Origin of the sequence: Conexibacter stalactiti, from assembly GCF_033542075.1 — a bacterium.
Classification (GTDB): Bacteria; Actinomycetota; Thermoleophilia; order Solirubrobacterales; family Solirubrobacteraceae; genus Conexibacter; species Conexibacter stalactiti.
This window is the reverse complement of sequence record NZ_JAWSTH010000039.1, coordinates 1-17,579: the sequence shown is the minus strand read 5'-3', so window position 1 is coordinate 17,579 and position 17,579 is coordinate 1. Positions and strand designations below refer to the sequence as shown.

The following is a 17,579-nucleotide window of genomic DNA, read 5'->3' as shown; positions in this document are numbered from 1 at the left end:
AACGCAGATGCGCGCAGCTCACATCCTCCCGCTGGCCGCCGTCGCCGTGGCGGTCGCCGTCGCCGGCTGCGGCTCCAGCAGCGGCACGACCGCCGTCGCGACCGCGCCGAGAGCCGACGGCAGACCGCAGACCGGCACGCTGCGGATCTTCAGCTACGACGACACGATCGCGCCGGAGATGCTGGCGCGGTTCAAGCGCGCCAACCCCGGCCTCGAGGTCAAGACGGCGACGTTCGAGTCCAACCAGGAGGCGGCGGCGAAGCTCGCCGGCGGCTTCGAGGCCGACGTCGTCGAGGTCTGCCTCGACGAGATGCAGCCGCTCGTCAGACGCAACCTGCTGCGGCCGCTCGACACCGCCGGGATCTCGACATGGGACGACATCGTGCCGTCGCTGCGTGAGGCGCCCGGCGTCGTGCAGGACGGCAGAGCGTACGTCGCGCCGCTCTCGGCCGGCCCCGCCGGGCTCGTCTACAACAGCGACGACCTGCCGGAGGGGATCGACTCCTACGCCGACCTCTTCGACCCGGCGCTGAAGGGCAGAGTCGCGCTCGACAGCGGCGACACGCTGGCGGCGCTCGCCGTCGCCGCGCTCGCGCAGGGCTACGACAACCCGATGGCGCTCAGCGACGAGGAGGTCGCCAGAGTCGGCCAGCAGCTCGCCGACCAGCGCGAGCAGTTCCGCGCCTTCCCGACCTCCGACGCCGACCTCGTCAACCTGATGAAGACCGGCGAGGTCGTCGCGATGAACGCCGGCCGCGGCAGCGCGCAGGAGATGCTCGACGAGGGCATCCCGGTCAGATGGGTCGCGCCGAGAGAGGGCGTGATCTCGTGGGTCTGCGGCTTCGCGATCACCAGCAAGGCGAAGAACATCCCCGCCGCCTACGCGCTGATCGAGGACTACCTGTCGCCGGCGACGCAGGCCGTCTCCGCCGCGCAGGGCTTCGTGATCACGAACGAGAAGGCGCTGCCGAAGGTCGCCGCGAGAGATCGCGAGACGGCCGACCCGAGATCGCTGGAGCACGCGATCGCGGAGACCGAGCCGGAGAACGTGGCGGCGTACGAGAGAGCGTTCCAGCGAATCCAGGCCGGCGGATGAGCCAGACCGCCAGAGAGCGGCTCGCGACGATCGCGAGCGTCCTCTTCGTCGCGTTCACGATGACGGTGATCTTCGGGCCGCTGCTGCTGCTCGCGGTCTTCTCCTTCAACGACTCGACCGTCATCTCGCTGCCGTTCGAGGGCTTCACGACGCAGTGGTACTCGGACGCCTTCTCGGATCCCGCCGCGCGCACCGCGGTGCTGCACTCGCTGCTGGTCGCCTCGATCGTGACGCCGGTCTGCCTCGTGCTGGGGACGGCCTCGGCGGTCGGGCTGACGCGCGTGCGCTTCCGCGGCCGCGGCGCCGTCGCCGCGCTGCACGGCGCGCCGCTGGTCGTGCCGTGGCTGATCATCGGCGTCGCCGGCCTGATCCTCTTCTCGCAGATCGGGATTCCGCTGTCGCTGACGACCGTCACCGCGATGCACATCGTCTGCACCTTCCCGCTCGTCGTCGCGATCGTCTCCGCCGGCCTCGTGCGCTTCGAGCGCTCGGTCGAGGAGGCGGCGATCGACCTCGGCGCGACGCAGGGGCAGATGGTCCGCTGGGTGATGCTGCCGCAGCTCGGGCCGTCGCTGGCGGCGGCCGGCATCTTCGCCTTCTCGTGGTCGTTCAACAACTTCGAGATCTCGTTCTTCACCGGCGGCTACGAGCAGACGTTCCCGGTGTGGGTCTTCTCGGTCCTGCGCCACGCCAGCAACCTGCCGGTCGTCAACGCGATGTCGACGGTGATCTCGGTCGCGCAGGTCGCGCTCGTGATGGGCGCCTGGTTCGCGATGAAGCGGATCGCGCGCAAGCGCGGCGAAGAGGGCCAGCTGGGCGACCTGCTGACGGGGGCGGTGCGCTGATGAGCGCCGTCGCCCAGGGGCCGTCCCCCGCGCCGGCCCCGGCCCCGGCCGCCGCCGCGCCCCGCCGCTCGCGCACACATGCCGCGTGGGCGCGCGCCGCCGGCTTCCTGACGCCGTCGGTCGCGCTGCTCGGCGCGCTCTTCCTCGGGCCGATGATCGCGATGGTGATCGTCTCCTTCCAGCACGGTCCGGTCAGCGGACAGGTCGGCCCGACCTTCGCCAACTACACCTCGATCTTCCAGGACTCGCTCTACGCCGACGTCGCGCTGCGCACGCTCTACATCGCGACGATCGCGATGGCGGTGCAGCTGCTGATCGCCTTCCCGCTCGCCTACGTGATGGCCTTCCGCGCCGGCCGCTTCGAGATCCCGCTGCTGCTGGCGCTCGTGCTCGCCGACGAGCTGAGCCCGATGGTCCGCATCTACGCCTGGCGGATGCTGCTCGGCCGCGAGGGGATCATCAACTCGGGGCTGATGTCGCTGGGGATCGTCGACCAGCCGGTCGACGCGCTCCTGTTCAGCCGCTTCGCCGTCATCGTCGTGCTCTCGACGAGCTGGATCACGTACACGGCGATCCCGATCTACGCCGCGATGAAGGCCGTCGACAAGCGCATGTTCGAGGCCGCCAAGGACCTCGGCGCCGGCTGGTGGACGACGCTGACGCGCGTGCTGCTGCCGCTCGTGGCGCCCGGCGTCTTCATCGCCCTGCTGCTCGTCTACATCCCGCTCTTCACGGACTTCGCGACCCCGACGCTGGTCGGCGGGCCGAGCGGCTACATGCTCGGCAACACCGTCAACGACCTCGTGCTCGGCAGCGGCGACCTCAACGGCGGGGCGGCGATGTCGATGCTGCTGCTGCTCGCCTCCGCGCTCTTCTCGCTCGTCGCGTTCCGCCTCGCCCGCATCAACCGGTTGGAGACCTCCTCATGAGTCAGCAGTACGACGCCGTCGTCGTCGGCGGTGGCCACAACGGCCTCGTCGCCGCCTTCTACCTCGCACGCGCCGGGCTGAGAACGGTCGTGCTGGAGCGGCGCGACGTCGTCGGCGGCGCCTGCGTCACCGAGGAGTTCGCGCCCGGCTTCCACGCCTCCAGCGGCGCCTACGTGCTGTCGATGCTGCGCGAGCAGATCTGGCAGGACTTCAGACTGGCCGAGCGTGGCCTCGAGGTCGATCCGGCCGGGCCGGCGCTGCACCTGTTCGACGACGGGCAGCATCTGCTCGTGCACGAAGAGGAAGCGGCGATGCGGGCCGAGATCGCGCGCTTCTCGGCCGCCGACGCCGACGCCTTCCCGCGCTTCGAGGCGTGGCTGGCGAGCGTCGCCGCGCTGATCACGCCGATGATGGACGTGACGCCGCCCGACCTGACGACGCGCAGCGTGCGCGAGCTGCCGAACCTGCTGCGGCTCGGCGCCCGCGGCGCGCGCTTCCGCAGCAGAGTCGACGACGCCCTCTTCGCCTTCGCGACCTCGGCGACGCAGCTGCTCGACGAGTGGTTCGAGTCCGACCACCTCAAGGCCGCGTTCGGCTGGCACGCGATCAACGACTCGCTGTCGGGCCCGTCGACGCCCGGCACCGCCTACGTGCTGCTGCACGACCACGCCGCCGAGGATCCGGAGGGCGGGATCCGCTCGTGGGGCTTCGTGCGCGGCGGGATCGGCCGCGTGACCGCGCTGCTGGCGGAGGCGGCGCGCGACGCCGGCGCCGAGATCCGCACCGGTGTCGAGGTCGAGCAGGTGCTCGCGCAGGAGGGCCGCGTCAGCGGCGTCGCGCTCGCCGGCGGCGGCGTCGTGCACGCGCCGGTCGTGCTCTCCAACGCCGACCCGAAGCGGACCTACCTGGAGCTGGTCGAGCCGGCGCTGCTGCCCGAGCGGCTGCTCGCGTCGGTGCGCGCCTACCGCTGCGAGGGCACGAGCGTGAAGGTCACGCTCGGCGTCTCGGAGCTGCCGCGGATCGCGCTCGACGCGCTCGATCCCGGCGCCGGCGTCGTCGGCGACTTCCACCGCGGGATCATGGAGATCAGCGGCACGCTCGCCGACCTCGACCGCCAGCAGTCGCAGGCGCGCGCGGGGATCCCCGCGCAGGCGCCGCACATCGAGCTGTGCATCCCGACCGTGCACGACAGCTCGCTGTCGCCGGAGGGGACGCACGTCGTCACGATCGACCTCAACTCGCAGCCGTACAGGCTGTCGGGCGGGCGCGACTGGGACGCGATCAAGGAGCAGGTCGCCGACGACGCGATCGCGCGGATCGGCCGCCACTTCCCCAACCTGCCCGGCTCGATCCTCCACCGCGAGGTGTTGAGCCCGCTCGACCTCGAACGGCGCTTCAACATGACCGGCGGCCACGCGCTCCACGGCGAGATGTCGTTCGATCAGCTGTTCACGCTGCGGCCGGTGCGCGGCCACGCCGACTACCGCACGCCGCTCCCCGGCCTCTACCTCTGCGGCGCCGGCACCCATCCCGGCGGCGGTGTGACCGGCGCCAACGGCCGCAACTGCGCCCGCGAGGTCGTGCGCGACCGCGGCGGGGTCGGCGGCAAGCTGCGAGCGCTCGTCGGGGCGCGCGGATGACGCCGCTCGCCGGCCCCGCCGCGCCGTCGATCGTCTGCGAGCCGCCCGGTCCGCGCAGCCGCGAGCTGCTGGAGCGCACGCGCGCGTCGCTCTACCCCGGCACCGGCGAGGGGCTGGCGCCGTTCGTCGCGGAGCGCAAGGAGGGCTACACGATCACCGACGTCGACGGCAACGTGATCTTCGACCTCGCCTCCGCCTCGGCGTCGGTGCCGCTGGGCGCTGCGCGGCCGGAGCTGCTGGAGCCCGCCTTCGAGGCGATGCGCCGCTACGGCAACGAGGACTCGCACGCGGTCGCCTCGACGCTGATGGCGCCGCTGGCCGAGCGGCTGCTGGCGCTCGCGCCCGGGATGGAGCGGGTCGACATCGCGCTCAACGGCACCGAGGCGGTCGAGATCGCGATCAAGTTCATGCGTCGCGCGACCGGTCGCAGCGTCGTGATCGGCTTCATGGGCGGCTACCACGGCGAGTCGACCGCGACCGCCTCGCTCGGCGCCGAGCACCACGAGATCTCGGGCGGGATGCGCGGCCTCGGCGGCGGCTTCGTGCACGTCCCCTACCCGCACGACTACCGCTCGCCGTTCGCGCCGCCGCGCGCCGGCGGCAGCGGCGACGCGACCGTCGACTTCATCGCCGACCACCTGCTCTTCCACGCCGTCGACCCGCGCGAGGTCGCCGGCGTCGTGATCGAGCCGCTCGCCGGCTCCGGCGGCGTGCTGGAGCCGCCGGCCGCCTTCTGGCCGGCGCTGCGCGCGCTCTGCGACCGCCACGGCTGGCTGCTCTGCCTCGACGAGGTGAAGACAGGGATCGGCCGCACCGGCACGCTGCTGGCGAGCGAGCGGATCGGCGTCGAGGCCGACCTGATCTGCCTCGGCAAGGCGCTCGGCGGCGGCGTGATGCCGATCGGCGCGGTGCTCGGCAGCGAGCGCGCCGCCGGCTCCTTCGCCGACGTGCCGACCGGCTCGACGTGGGCGTGGCTGCCCGGCGCCTGCGCCGCCGCGCTGGCGACGCTCGACCTGATCGAGTCCGAGCAGACGCTCGCGAACGTGCGCGCGCTGGAGCTGGTCGCGCGCGACGTGCTGGAGCCGCTGCGCGAGCGCCACGCCGCCGTCGGCGACGTGCGCGTGCGCGGCTGCTTCGCGGCGCTGGAGCTGGTGCGCGACCGCGCCACGCGCGAGCGCGACGGGGAGCTGCAGGAGGCGGTCGCCGCGGGCGCGCTGCGGCGCGGCGTCTTCGGCGACTCCTCGACCACGTCGCTGAACCTGCAGCCGTCGCTGCTGATGCCGCCGGCCGCGCTGCGGACGGCGCTGGAGCTGGTCGGCGACGCGCTCGACGAGGCGGTCGCGGCATGAACGCCACGCTCGCCACCGAGCTGTCGGCCGAGCTGGCCGCGCTCGACGCCGCCGGCACGCGCAAGCGACTGCGCCCGCTCGGCTCCCCGCAGGGGCCGCTCGTGCGGATGGCCGGCCACGGCGACGTGCTCGTGCTCAGCTCCAACGACTACCTCGGCCTTGCCGCTCACCCCGAGGTCGTCGAGGCGGGGATCGAGGGGCTGCGCCGCTACGGCGCCGGCACCGCCTCGGTCCGCTTCATCTGCGGCCTGTTCGACTGCCACCTGGAGCTGGAGCAGGCGCTCGCCGGCTGGGTCGGGACCGAGGCGGCGCTGACCTTCACCTCGGCGTGGGCGGCGAACGAGGCGGCGATCGGCGCGCTCTGCGCCGGGCGCGAGACGTGGGTGCTCTCCGACGAGCTGAACCACGCCTCGATCGTCGACGCGATCCGCCGCGCGCGGCCGGCCGGCAAGCGCGTCTACGCGCACGCCGACATGGCGGCGCTGGAGGCGGCGCTGCGCGAGGTCCCGGCCGGCGTGCGCCGCGTCGTCGTCAGCGACGGCGTCTTCTCGATGGAGGGCGACCTCGTCCCGCTGCCGCGGCTGGTCGAGCTGTGCCGCGCGCACGACGCCGTGCTCGTGCTCGACGACTCGCACGGCACGGGCGTGCTCGGCGAGCGCGGCCGCGGCACGCCTGAGCAGTTCGGTCTGCTGGGCGAGGTCGACGTGATCGTCTCGACGCTGGGCAAGGCACTGGGCGGCGCCGCGGGCGGCTTCGTCGCCGGCTCGCGCGAGCTGTGCGCGGTGCTGGAGCAGCGCGCCCGCCCGCAGCTCTTCTCAAACGCGCTGCCGCCGACGGTCGCATGCAGCGCGCTGGCGGCGCTGCGCGTGCTGGAGCGTGAGCCGCAGCGCGTCGCCCGGCTGCGCACCAACGCCGCCGCGCTGCGCGACGGCCTCGCCGCGCGCGGGCTGCGGCCGCTGCCGGGCGACTCCGGGATCGTGCCGGTGATCGTCGGCGAGACGGCGACCGCGGTCGCCGTCAGCGAGCGGCTGCTGGCGCGCGGCCTGTTCGTGACCGGCTTCGGCCATCCGGTCGTGCCGGAGGGGACGGCGCGCGTGCGGCTGCAGGCGTCGGCGGCGCTGAGCGCCGCGCAGGTGCAGCAGGCGATCGAGGCAGTGACGAGCGAGGTGCAGCGATGAGCGACTTCCCGACCGGGCCCTACCGCAACGTCGTCGGCGGCGAGCTGCTCGACGCGCGCGACGGCGCGACGCAGACGATCGTCGAGCCGGCGACCGGGGCGTCGCTGGCGGAGGTGCCGCGCGGCGGCGCCGCCGACGTCGAGCATGCCGTCAGCGTCGCCGCCGCGGCGTTCGAGACGTGGGGGCAGACGACGCCGCAGGAGCGGCAGGTCGCGCTGCTGAAGCTGGCCGAGCTGGTCGAGCGCCACAGCGAGGAGCTGGCGAGACTGGAGTCGCGCGACGCCGGCAAGCCGCTGCCGGCCGCGCGCGAGGAGTTCCCCGTCTGCGTCGAGGAGCTGCAGTTCTTCGCCGGTGCCGCGCGGGTCCTCGACGGCAAGGCCGCGGGCGAGTACATGCGCGGCTACACGTCGATGCTGCGACGCGAGCCGATCGGCGTCGTCGGCCAGATCACGCCGTGGAACTACCCGTTCCAGATGGCGATCTGGAAGATCGCGCCGGCGCTTGCCGCGGGCAACACGATCGTCTTGAAGCCGTCGGAGCTGACGCCGCTCTCGACGCTGCGGCTGGCCGAGCTGGCGCTGGAGGCGCTGCCGCCAGGCGTGCTCAACGTCGTCACCGGCGACGGCGATCCGGTCGGCGCCGCGCTCGTGCGCGACGCGCGCGTCGGGATGGTCTCGCTGACCGGCTCGGTCGCGACCGGCAAGCGGATCGCGGCGGAGGCGGCGGCGACGCTCAAGCGCGTCCACCTGGAGCTGGGCGGCAAGGCGCCGGTCGTCGTCTTCGACGACGCCGACCTGGAGGCGGTCGCGGCCGCCGTGACGATCGGCGCGACCTTCAACGCCGGCCAGGACTGCACCGCCGCGACGCGCGTGATCGCGGCGCCGGGCGTCTACGAGGAGCTGCGCGAGCGGCTCGCGGCGTCGATGGCGGCGGTCCGCGTCGGCGATCCGGCCGGTGTCGAGGAGATCGACATGGGCCCCGTCATCTCCGCGCGCCAGCGCGAGCGCGTGCTCGGCTTCGTCGCGCGCGCCGCCGACGGCGGGGCGGAGGTGCTGACCGGCGGCAGCGCCGTCGGCGACGCCGGCTTCTTCGTCGCCCCGACGGTGCTCGCCGGCCCGCGCCAGGATGCCGAGATCGTGCAGCAGGAGGTCTTCGGCCCGGTGATCGCCGTGCAGCGCGCCGACGCCGAGGAGACGGCGCTGCGGTGGGCCAACGACACCCCGTACGGCCTCGCGGCGTCAGTCTGGACGCGCGACGTGGGGCGCGCGCTGCGCGCCGCCAAGCAGCTGCGCTTCGGCTGCGTCTGGATCAACGACCACCTCCCGTTCGTCTCCGAGATGCCGCATGGCGGCTTCAAGCAGTCTGGCTACGGCAAGGACCTGTCGGCCTACGCGCTGGAGGAGTACACCGAGCTGAAGCATGTGATGGCAAAGCTCGACTGAGCGCGCCGCGCGCTCGCGCGTGACCCGGCCCGGCGCCCCGCGGCGCCGGGCCGTTCGTCGTTCCCGGCGACTCAATCGAGCGAACGGGAGTCACTGAACTTTCACCCGTTCTTCACTGCTTTGCCCTTGACTCAGCCTTGTGATTGTTGAACAATCACCGTGACCCTGATTGTTCCACAATCCATACGCGGACTTGGGACGGCGCGTCCGCGCAGCAGAAGGAGCACGAAGATGGCCGATGTCGAGTTCGACGCGGACGGGAACGACATGTCCGCGGCGCGGCACAGCCGCCGCGACGTCATCCGCGGCGGCGCCCGCTACGTCGCCGGCGCCTCGGTGGCGGCGCACATCCTCGCGGCGACCGGCGCCGGCGACGCCTTCGCGCAGGAGTTGCGCGGCGTCGCCGCCCGCACCGGCAAGCGCGGTTACGGGCCGCTCGTCAAGACCGGCGGCGACATGTCGCTGCCGAGAGGGTTCCGCGCAGTCTCCTTCGATGCGCTCGGCACCGTCATGAGCGACGGCAACAAGCTGCCCGGCAACCACGACGGCTCGGCCTGCGTCGGCGCCGGCGTCAAGGGCCAGGCGGCGATCTTCCGCAATCACGAAGAGGAGACGATCAGCAAGGCGATGGCGCCGAAGGGCGCCTACGACCGCTCAGCTCCGGGCGGCGTCACGAAGGCGATCTTCGACACCGAGAAGGGGATCCACGTCGCCTCCGCAGTCGTGCTCGCCGGCACCGCCAACAACTGCAACGGCGGGCTCACGCCGTGGGGCTCGTGGCTGACGTGCGAGGAGATGACCGACGGCCGCCGCCAGGGCTTCGAGAAGGACCACGGCTACATCTTCGAGGTGCCGCTCGACGCGACCGGCCCGGTCGAGGCCGTGCCGCTGAAGGCGATGGGCCGCTTCGAGCACGAGGCCTGCGCTGTCGACCCGAAGACGGGGATCGTCTACATCACCGAGGACAACGGTGACCCGGCCGACGGCTTCTACCGCTTCCTGCCGCACACGAGAGGCAAGCTGCAGCGCGGTGGCGTGCTGCAGATGCTGTGCGTCCAAGGCCGTTCGAGATATGACACCGCCAGCGGCCAGAAGGTCGGCAAGCGGCTGCGCTGCGAGTGGGTGACGATCAGAGACCCCGATCCCAGCGACGCCGACAAGCATCCCGACGCCGTCTACCAGCAGGGGCTGGCGCAGGGCGCGGCGAGCTTCGTCGGGCTGGAGGGCGCGCGCTGGCACCGCGGCCACGTCTACTTCTCCGCGACCGAGGGCGGCGACGCCGAGGTCGGCCAGATCTGGCGCTACACGCCCGGCCCGACCGCGCGCCAGGGCGGGATCCTGACGCTCGTCTACGAGTCGCCGGGGAGAAAGACGCTCGATTGCCCCGACGGGCTCGAGATCAGCCCGCGCGGCGGCGTGATGCTGTGCGAGGGCGGCGACGGCAACGAGGTCGACGGCGGCGACAACTACATCCGCATCCTCTCGCCGCAGGGCAAGATCGAGCCGTTCGCACGCAACGACGCGCCGCTGGACCTGCACGAGTACGACGACGAGGACTTCCCCAAGCCGGGGCCGATCGGCCGCTCCGAGTGGTCGGGCCTCTGCTACTCGCCGGATGGGAAGTGGATGTTCGTCAGCATCTCCAACCCCGGCAAGACGTACGCGATCACCGGGCCCTGGGAGAACGGCTGGGCCTGACCCGATCGATACGGCGGGAGGGCGCTCCCTCGGGCGCCCTCCCGTGCCCCGCCGCCTCGCCCCGCCGCGCGCCGCCGCCCGCGCGCCTGCTAACGATTCCCGCATGCCAGATCTCAGCGCCCGCGCGGCGCGTCGCATCGCGCTCGCGGCGCAGGGCTTCGCCGACAGGCGGCCGGCCGGCGCCGTCACCGCCCGCCACCTGCGCAGAACGATCGGCCAGATCGGGCTGCTGCAGCTCGACTCCGTCAACGTCTTCTCGCGCACCCACTACATGCCGCTCTACTCGCGCCTGGGGCCGTACCCGCGCGCGGCGCTCGACCGCATGACCGCGCACAGCGACGGTCCCGTCAGACGCGAAATGTTCGAGTACTGGGCGCACGAGGCCTCGCTCGTGCCGCTGGCGCTGCAGCCGCACCTGCGCTGGCGGATGGCGCGCGCCGACAGGGACGCCTGGGGCGGCGTGCGGCGGATCGCGCAGGAGCATCCGCAGCTGGTCGCCGACGTGCTCGCGCTCGTCGCCGAGCAGGGGCCGGTGCGGGCGGCCGACACCGGCGCCGAGCGGGCGCAGCGCAGAGCGGGCGAGATGTGGAACTGGCACGAGGGCAAGGTCGCGCTCGAGTGGCTCTTCTGGTCGGGCCAGGTGACGGCGGCGCGGCGGATCAACTTCGAGCGGCGCTACGACCTGCCCGAGCGCGTGCTGCCGGCCGCCGTGCTCGCGCAGCCGACGCCGCCGGTCGAGGAGTCCCAGCGCGAGCTGGTGCGGGTGGCGGCGAGAGCGTACGGCGTCGCGACCGAGCCCGACCTCGGCGACTACTTCCGGCTCCCGCGCGCGGATTCGAAGCAGCGCGTGGCGGAGCTGGTCGCAGCCGGGGAGCTGGAGCCGGTCACCGTCGAGGGCTGGGAGGCGCCGGCCTACCTGTGGCCGGGCGCGCGGCGGCCGCGCGCCGTCAGAGCGCGCGCGCTGCTGAGCCCGTTCGACTCGCTCGTCTGGTTCCGCCCGCGGACCGAGCGGATCTTCGGCTTCCGCTACCGGATCGAGATCTACACGCCGGCCGCGAGACGGATCCACGGCTACTACGTGCTGCCGTTCCTGCTCGGCGACGCGCTCGTCGCCCGCGTCGACCTCAAGTCCGACCGCCAGGCCGGCCTGCTGCGGGTCCAGGGCGCCTACGCCGAGGACGGCGCCGACCCCGCGCACGTCGCCGCCGAGCTGGCGGCCGAGCTGCGCTCGGTCGCCGGCTGGCTGGGCTTGGAGCGCGGCGTCGCGGTCGCCGGCAGGGGCGATCTCGCGCCGGCGCTGGAGGCTGCGCTGACAGTGCAGTAGCGCACTACTGAGGACCGCGGGGCGTGCGCCGCGGAGACTCGCTGCCATGAACATCTACATCGCGTTCGTGCCGTGGATCCTGTTCGGCACGATCTCCCAGCACGACTCGGTCGCCGCCGCGCTGGTCGCGCTCGCGGCCTCGATCGCGATCGGCCTGCCGTCGTTCGCCGCCGGCAGACCGAAGATCCTCGACCTCGGGGCGATCGCCGCGTTCGCCGGCTTCTCCGTCGTCGCGCTGGCGGTCGGCAGCGACGCCGACTGGCTGTCGGAGTACGCGCGCGCGATCGCCGCCGGCCTGCTCGGGCTGATCGCGCTCGGCTCGCTGCGGTTCGTCCCCTTCACCGAGCAGTACGCGCGCGAGTCGGTCCCGCCCGAGCACTGGGACTCGCCGACGTTCAAGCGCGTCAACCGCGAGCTGACGACGATGTGGGGCCTCGTCTTCGTCGCGATGGTGCCGTCGCACCTGATCGCCGCCGCGATCGACACGCAGCGCGGCAACACGATCTTCAACTGGGTCATCCCGGTCGTGCTGATCGTGTGGGCGGCGAAGCGGACGGCGCGCATCAGCGACGCCGCCGGCGACGAGCGCCAGGCGCCGCCGGCCGTTCCGCTCGCCGCCGACCGCGGGAGCCGCTGATGATCCACTCGACGGCCAAGCCCGCGATCGAGCCCACCTTCGGCCACGACGACTTCCAGTTCGGCTTCGAGGCGGCGCTCGGCGCGAGCTACCGCAACGGCGCCGACGTCGGCGAGGTGCTGGCGACGGCGGCGCGGATCAAGGACGGCGACGCCGACGCGTGGCTGCGCGAGTGGACGGCGACGGCCGGCGCCGTCTGGGCGGCGGCGAGAGCGGCCGAGGAGGCCGGGCGCCGCGTCAGCGCGCTCGCGCACTACCGCCGCGCCGCGACGTACTACGCGACCGCGCTCTACACGATCGCGGCCAGCTCGGAGCTGGAGCGGCGGCCGGAGATCTGGCAGCGCCAGCGCGCCTGCTGGGAGCGGATCGTCGACCTGTCGCCGGTGCCGGGCGAGCGGATCGCGATCCCCTACGAGGGCACGACGCTGCCGGGCTGGTTCTTCCGCGCCCCCGATGCCGCGCCCGGCGAGCGGCGCCCGACGGTCGTCGTCAACAACGGCAGCGACGGCGCCACGTCGCAGATGTGGCTGCACGGCGGCGCCGCCGCGAGCGAGCGCGGCTGGCACTGGATGACCTTCGACGGCCCCGGCCAGCAGTCGACGCTGTTCGACGCCGGGATTCCCTTCCGGCCCGACTGGGAGGCGGTGCTGACGCCCGTGCTCGACACGCTGCTGACGCGGCCGGAGGTCGACCCGGCGCGGGTCGCGGTGATCGGCGTCAGCCAGGCCGGCTACTGGGTCCCGCGCGCGCTCGCCTTCGAGCACCGCTTCGCCGCCGCCGTCGTCGACCCCGGCGTCGTCGACGTCGCGACCTCGTGGCTCGACCCGCTGCCGGGCGCGCTGCGCAAGGAGCTGGAGCAGGGCAAGCAGGCGCAGTTCGACCGCAACATGCACCTCGGCGAGCTGTTCTCCGCCGCCACGCGCGCGACGCTCAGCTTCCGCGGCGAGCCGTACGGCGTCGAGCAGGAGTCGCGCTACGCGCTCTACCGCACCGTCGCCAGGTACCGCCTCGGCGACGAGGTCGCGCGGATCGACACGCCGCTGCTGATCACCGACCCCGAGGGCGAGCAGTTCTGGCCCGGCCAGTCGCGGCAGCTGCACGACCTGCTGCCGGGCGTCGCGGAGCTGGCCCCGTTCGCCGCCGCCGACGGCGCCGGCCGCCACTGCGAGCCGCTCGCCTCCGCCGCACGAGACGCGCGCATCTTCGACTGGCTGGAAGAGCGGCTGGGCTAGGAGGCGTCGGCCGGCGCGGCGCCTGGCGGCATCGCGTCGGCGGGCGCCGGCTCGCCCGGCGCCGCCTCCGCGCGCCGCGCTTGCCGCAGCGCCCACCACTCGCGCACGGCGATCTGGATCGTCGCGGCGGCGGGGATCGCCAGCAGCGCTCCGAGCACGCCCAGCAGCGTCGCGCCGGCGAGCACGGCGAGGATCACCAGCACCGGCCGCATGTCGACCGCGCGACGGTAGACGAACGGGCCGATGATGTGCGTCTCGCACTGCTGGTAGATGACGAAGAAGACGATCCAGGCGACCGCCGTCTCGACGCCCGAGAAGGCGGCGACGAAGGCGATCGCCGCGGCGCCGACGACCGAGCCGACCAGCGGCACGATCGCGAACAGCGCCATCAGCGCCGCCAGCGGCACCGCGTAGGGGATCCCGAGGATCGTCATCACGAAGAACGAGACGAGCCCCGCGAGCGCCGCGACCGCGAAGACGCCGGCGACGTAGCCGCCGACCGCTGACGCCGACTGCTGCGCGACGCGTCTGGCCTGCTCGCGCCGCTCCTCCGGCAGCAGCTGCTCGAAGACGAAGTTCAGCAGCCGCGGCGCGTCGAGCAGCAGCAGGAAGGCGACCGCCAGCACGGCGACCAGCTCGACGATCCGCTCCAGCGCCCCGACGGTCACCGTCTCCAGCTCCGTGACCGCGCCGCCGACCAGCGACGGCAGTCTGTCGGCCTGCGACTGCAGCTTGCCGATCAGGTCGTACTGCTTGTCCCATCTGGCGATCAGCGCCGAGTCCTCCAGCTCGCGCACGTAGCGCGGCAGCGCTCTCAGCAGGTGCTCGACCTCGGTCACGAACGGCGGCACGATCAGCAGGCCGATCGCGACCAGGAAGGACGCGATCAGGACGTAGACGAGCAGGATCGCCGCCGCGCGCGGCAGCCGCAGCCGCCGCTGGATGACGGCGACCGGTGCGCTCAGCGCGACGGCGACGAAGCCGGCGAGGACGGCCAGCAGCACGACGTCGCGCAGCAGCCAGGCGACGTACAGCAGCCCCGCGACGAGCGCGGCGACGGTGACGCTGCGGGCGACGTCGGCCGATCTCACACCGGCATCCTCACACCGCGGCCGGCGTCTCCGGCGCGGCGGCGGTCTCGTCGGCCGCCGCGGCGGCCTCGAGCGGGTCCTCGACACGGCCGCTCGGCATCCACAGTCTCGCGACGAGGAAGGCGGCCGCCATCACGCCGGCCATGATCCAGACGACCGTCTGCGTCGCGTGCGCGACGTCGAGCTGAGCGGTGTCGGCGAGCGCTCTGCCGCCGGCGTGCGAGGCGCTCTCGGTCGCGAAGATCGAGCCCATGATCGCCAGCCCGAGCGAGGCGCCGAAGTTGCGCGTCGTCTGCGTGATGCCGGTGACCTCGCCGTAGCTGGTGTTCGGGGCGCGGTTGACGGCGTCGGTGCTGACCGGGCCGAGCACGAGGCCGATGCCGGCGCCGGCGAGCGCGAGGTAGTACCACTGATCGCTGAAGTTCAGGTCCGGCAGCTGCGTGCCCCACAGGTAGAAGCCGACGGCGGCGAGCGCGCAGCCGAGCACGACGGCCGGCTTGGCGCCCTTGTCGTCGAGGATCTTGCCGCCCCACTGCGAGGCGACGACGAAGCCGCCGAAGAAGACGAGCAGCAGCGTGCCGGCCGAGCTGGCGTCGTAGCCGAGCGAGGCCTGCGCGTAGACGGAGGCGAAGAAGAACAGCGGCACGAACGCGGCCGACATCAGGAACAGCACCGCGTTGTCGGCGGCGAAGGCGCGCTGGGCGAAGATCCGCACCTGGATCAGCGGCTCGCTCTGCTTCAGCTGCGAGGCGACGAACGCGCCCAGCAGCGCGATGCCGGCGACGATGCAGGCCCACGTGCGCAGGTCGTCCCAGCCCCACGTCGAGGCCTGCTGCAGGCCGAGCACGATCAGGCCCATCGCGGCCGAGATCAGCACCGCGCCGCGGTAGTCGATGCGGCTGGGGCGGGGGTTCTGCGCCGGCTTGGACTTCGCGATCAGCACGAGCGCGATGATCGCGACGGGGATGTTGATCCAGAAGATCGCGCGCCAGGTCCACTCGGTCAGGTAGCCGCCGGCGAGCGGGCCGACGGCGGTCAGGCCGCCGGTGACGCCGAAGAAGAGCGCGAGCGCGCGGCCGCGCTCGCGCAGCGGGAAGGCGGCGACGACGATCGCGAGCGCGGCGGGGAAGAGCAGCGCGGCGAAGGCGCCCTGGAGGATGCGGAAGACGATCATCCACGTCTCGCCGACGTCGCCGGTCGGGGTCGCGCCGCAGAGCGCGGAGCAGACGGCGAAGCCGACGACGCCGATCGTGACCGTGCGGCGGTGGCCGAGCACGTCGGAGAGCTTGCCGCCGAAGGCGAACAGCGCTGAGAGCGACAGCAGGTAGCCGTTGATGATCCATTGACCACCGGTGGCTGAGAGCGACAGGTCGCGGTCGAGCTGGGGGATCGCGAGCGCGACGATCGTCTGGTCGATGAACATCATCGCGACGGCGAAGATCATCGCGACGAGGACGAGTCTCTTGTTCGGTGAGGCAGCAGCGGAAGGCATGGGCACGTCTCCTTAGTCGGCAGGTACGGCCAGGACCGTAAGCCGGCTTTCGCGCCCTGACCTCAGTAGCCGACTACTGCACTGCTATCCCAGCTCTCGGCGGTCACGTACGCCGAGCTTCTGCATCGCGCGGTAGATGTGCGACTCGACCGTCCGCACCGACAGCACGAGGCGGTCGGCGATCTCCGCGTTGGAGAGGCCGCGCCCGGCCAGCTCGACCAGCTGCGCCTCGCGCGGGGTGAGCGCGACGGCGGGGCCGTCGAGGCCGTCGATCGGCGGCGGCGTGCCGCCGCTGCCGCGCTCGTGCAGCTCGCGGCTGCGCGCGGCGGCGCGGCGCGCGGAGTCCTCGCGGCCGGCGCGCAGGAAGGCGGCGGCCGCGTCGGCGGCGGTCTCGCAGGCGCAGCGCAGCGCGCCGATCGCCTCGAAGGCGTCGGCGGCGGCGACCAGCGCGACGCCGTCGTCGGCGGCCTTCGCGGCGGCATGCGCCGACCATGCGGCGGCGAGCGGCGCGTCGGTCCGCTCGGCGAGCGCCCTCAGCGGCGCCGCGATCCGCTTCGCGGGCGCGCCGAGGCGCAGCGCGTCGTGCGTCAGCAGCGCGGCGTAGAGCGGCATCGTGCCGAGGCCGCCGACGGCGCCCAGCAGCAGCTCCTGCGCGCGCGGGCGCTCGCCGTCGGCGGCCGCCGCCCACGCGTCGCCGCGCGCGACGTACGGCTGCTGGTTGGGCAGCGGCGTCTCGCCGCCGAAGGTCGCGTGCATCCGCGCCGCCGCCGCCAGCGCGCGGTCGGCGTCGCCGGCGGCGTGGGCGGCCAGCACCTGGTAGGAGCGCGTGATCGCGAGCACGCCGATCGCGTCGCGTCGCTCCAGCTGCAGCTCCGCCTCGGCCAGCCAGCGGATCGCGTCGGGGACCTGGCCGGCGGCCAGCCGCAGCGCGCCGATCCCGACCGCGGTGAAGCCGGCCGCGACGCTGTCGGCCGCGCGCACCGCCTGCGCGAAGACGTCGGCCAGCTCGCGCTCCAGCGTCGCCCACTCGAGGCCGCACTCGTACGCGACGGTGCTCCAGAGGATCTGCGCCAGCTCCTCCGACTGCCCCGCCAGCGGGATCGGCGGGCGGATCCGCGTCGCCAGCTCGCGCGCCTCCCGCGTGCGGCCGGCGTAGAACAGCTGCGCGACGTGCAGCGGCTCCATCTGACGGCGCACCTCGGGGTCGAGCGCGGGGTCGGCGAGCGTTCTCGCGGTCTGCTCGCTGAGCGTGCCGAAGACCTCGGCGTGGGCCGCGGTCGAGTAGATCAGCAGCGGCTGCAGCCGGCGCCGCCAGTCGTCGTCGGGCCACCACTCGCCGGCGCGCCGCATCAGCGCGACCAGCTCGTCTCTGCGTCGCAGCGCCCAGAACAGCCCTTCGATCCGCAGTTCGAGGTAGGCGAAGGCGGCGTCGGGGTCGGGCGCCTGGCCCTCGATCGCCGCGAGCACCTCCTCCGCCAGCTCGAAGCGGTGCTGCGCGGCGTGGGCGCGCGCGAGCAGCAGCGAGCCGTCGAAGCCGGCGCCGCCCTCGACCGCCAGCGCGGCGAGCTGCGCGGCCAGCCGCGGGTCGCCGGCGCGGGTCGCGGCGCCAGCGGCGTCGAGCAGCAG

General features: G+C 73.4%; 14 protein-coding genes. 11 read left to right on the top strand and 3 right to left on the bottom strand.

Translation table 11 applies throughout. The annotated features are described in order from the left end of the window. Positions 1-7: 7 nt before the first annotated feature. From R7226_RS15410 to R7226_RS15360, 11 genes are all read left to right on the top strand, one after another. Positions 8-1,096: an ABC transporter substrate-binding protein gene (locus R7226_RS15410; RefSeq protein WP_318598072.1), complete on the top strand. Its 1,089-nt coding sequence runs from the start codon at positions 8-10 to the stop codon at positions 1,094-1,096. After that, positions 1,093-1,941 (top strand): ABC transporter permease, encoded by an 849-nt coding sequence (locus R7226_RS15405; RefSeq protein ID WP_318598071.1) that lies wholly within the window; start codon positions 1,093-1,095, stop codon positions 1,939-1,941. Before R7226_RS15410 ends, R7226_RS15405 begins: the two co-directional genes overlap by 4 nt. Further along, positions 1,941-2,870 carry an ABC transporter permease gene (locus R7226_RS15400; RefSeq protein ID WP_318598070.1) on the top strand — a complete coding sequence of 310 codons (930 nt, stop codon included), beginning with the start codon at positions 1,941-1,943 and terminating at the stop codon, positions 2,868-2,870. Before R7226_RS15405 ends, R7226_RS15400 begins: the two co-directional genes overlap by 1 nt. After that, positions 2,867-4,510, top strand: coding sequence for a phytoene desaturase family protein (locus R7226_RS15395; protein ID WP_318598069.1), 1,644 nt, complete (start codon positions 2,867-2,869; stop codon positions 4,508-4,510). Before R7226_RS15400 ends, R7226_RS15395 begins: the two co-directional genes overlap by 4 nt. Further along, the gene (locus tag R7226_RS15390) at positions 4,507-5,859 is read left to right on the top strand and encodes an aminotransferase class III-fold pyridoxal phosphate-dependent enzyme (protein ID WP_318598068.1); all 1,353 of its coding nucleotides are present in this window, start codon (positions 4,507-4,509) and stop codon (positions 5,857-5,859) included. Before R7226_RS15395 ends, R7226_RS15390 begins: the two co-directional genes overlap by 4 nt. Beyond that, a complete protein-coding gene (locus R7226_RS15385) occupies positions 5,856-7,037 on the top strand; it encodes an aminotransferase class I/II-fold pyridoxal phosphate-dependent enzyme (RefSeq protein ID WP_318598067.1) in 1,182 nt (393 codons plus the stop codon). Before R7226_RS15390 ends, R7226_RS15385 begins: the two co-directional genes overlap by 4 nt. Then, on the top strand, positions 7,034-8,479 hold the full coding sequence (locus R7226_RS15380; RefSeq protein WP_318598066.1) for a gamma-aminobutyraldehyde dehydrogenase: 1,446 nt from the start codon (positions 7,034-7,036) through the stop codon (positions 8,477-8,479). Before R7226_RS15385 ends, R7226_RS15380 begins: the two co-directional genes overlap by 4 nt. Positions 8,480-8,710: 231 nt before the next feature. Then, positions 8,711-10,177, top strand: coding sequence for an alkaline phosphatase PhoX (locus R7226_RS15375; protein WP_318598065.1), 1,467 nt, complete (start codon positions 8,711-8,713; stop codon positions 10,175-10,177). A gap of 103 nt (positions 10,178-10,280) precedes the next feature. Beyond that, on the top strand, positions 10,281-11,501 hold the full coding sequence (locus tag R7226_RS15370; protein WP_318598064.1) for a winged helix-turn-helix domain-containing protein: 1,221 nt from the start codon (positions 10,281-10,283) through the stop codon (positions 11,499-11,501). Positions 11,502-11,547: 46 nt separating this feature from the next. After that, positions 11,548-12,138, top strand: a complete 591-nt coding sequence (locus R7226_RS15365; protein WP_318598063.1) for a DUF3159 domain-containing protein — start codon at positions 11,548-11,550, stop codon at positions 12,136-12,138. Further along, positions 12,138-13,370, top strand: coding sequence for an alpha/beta hydrolase family protein (locus R7226_RS15360; RefSeq protein WP_318598062.1), 1,233 nt, complete (start codon positions 12,138-12,140; stop codon positions 13,368-13,370). The genes R7226_RS15365 and R7226_RS15360 overlap by 1 nt, the downstream gene beginning before the upstream one ends. Here the strand turns inward: R7226_RS15360 and R7226_RS15355 are convergent. The 3 genes from R7226_RS15355 to R7226_RS15345 all read right to left on the bottom strand — a co-directional run. After that, a complete protein-coding gene (locus tag R7226_RS15355; protein ID WP_318598061.1) occupies positions 13,367-14,461 on the bottom strand; it encodes an AI-2E family transporter in 1,095 nt (364 codons plus the stop codon). The genes R7226_RS15360 and R7226_RS15355 overlap by 4 nt on opposite strands. Before the next feature lie 10 nt (positions 14,462-14,471). Then, on the bottom strand, positions 14,472-15,953 hold the full coding sequence (locus R7226_RS15350) for an MFS transporter (RefSeq protein WP_318598060.1): 1,482 nt from the start codon (positions 15,951-15,953) through the stop codon (positions 14,472-14,474). An 84-nt stretch (positions 15,954-16,037) separates the two neighbouring features. Further along, positions 16,038-17,579: helix-turn-helix transcriptional regulator (locus R7226_RS15345; protein ID WP_318598059.1), on the bottom strand; the 1,542-nt coding region annotated here is incomplete at its 5' end.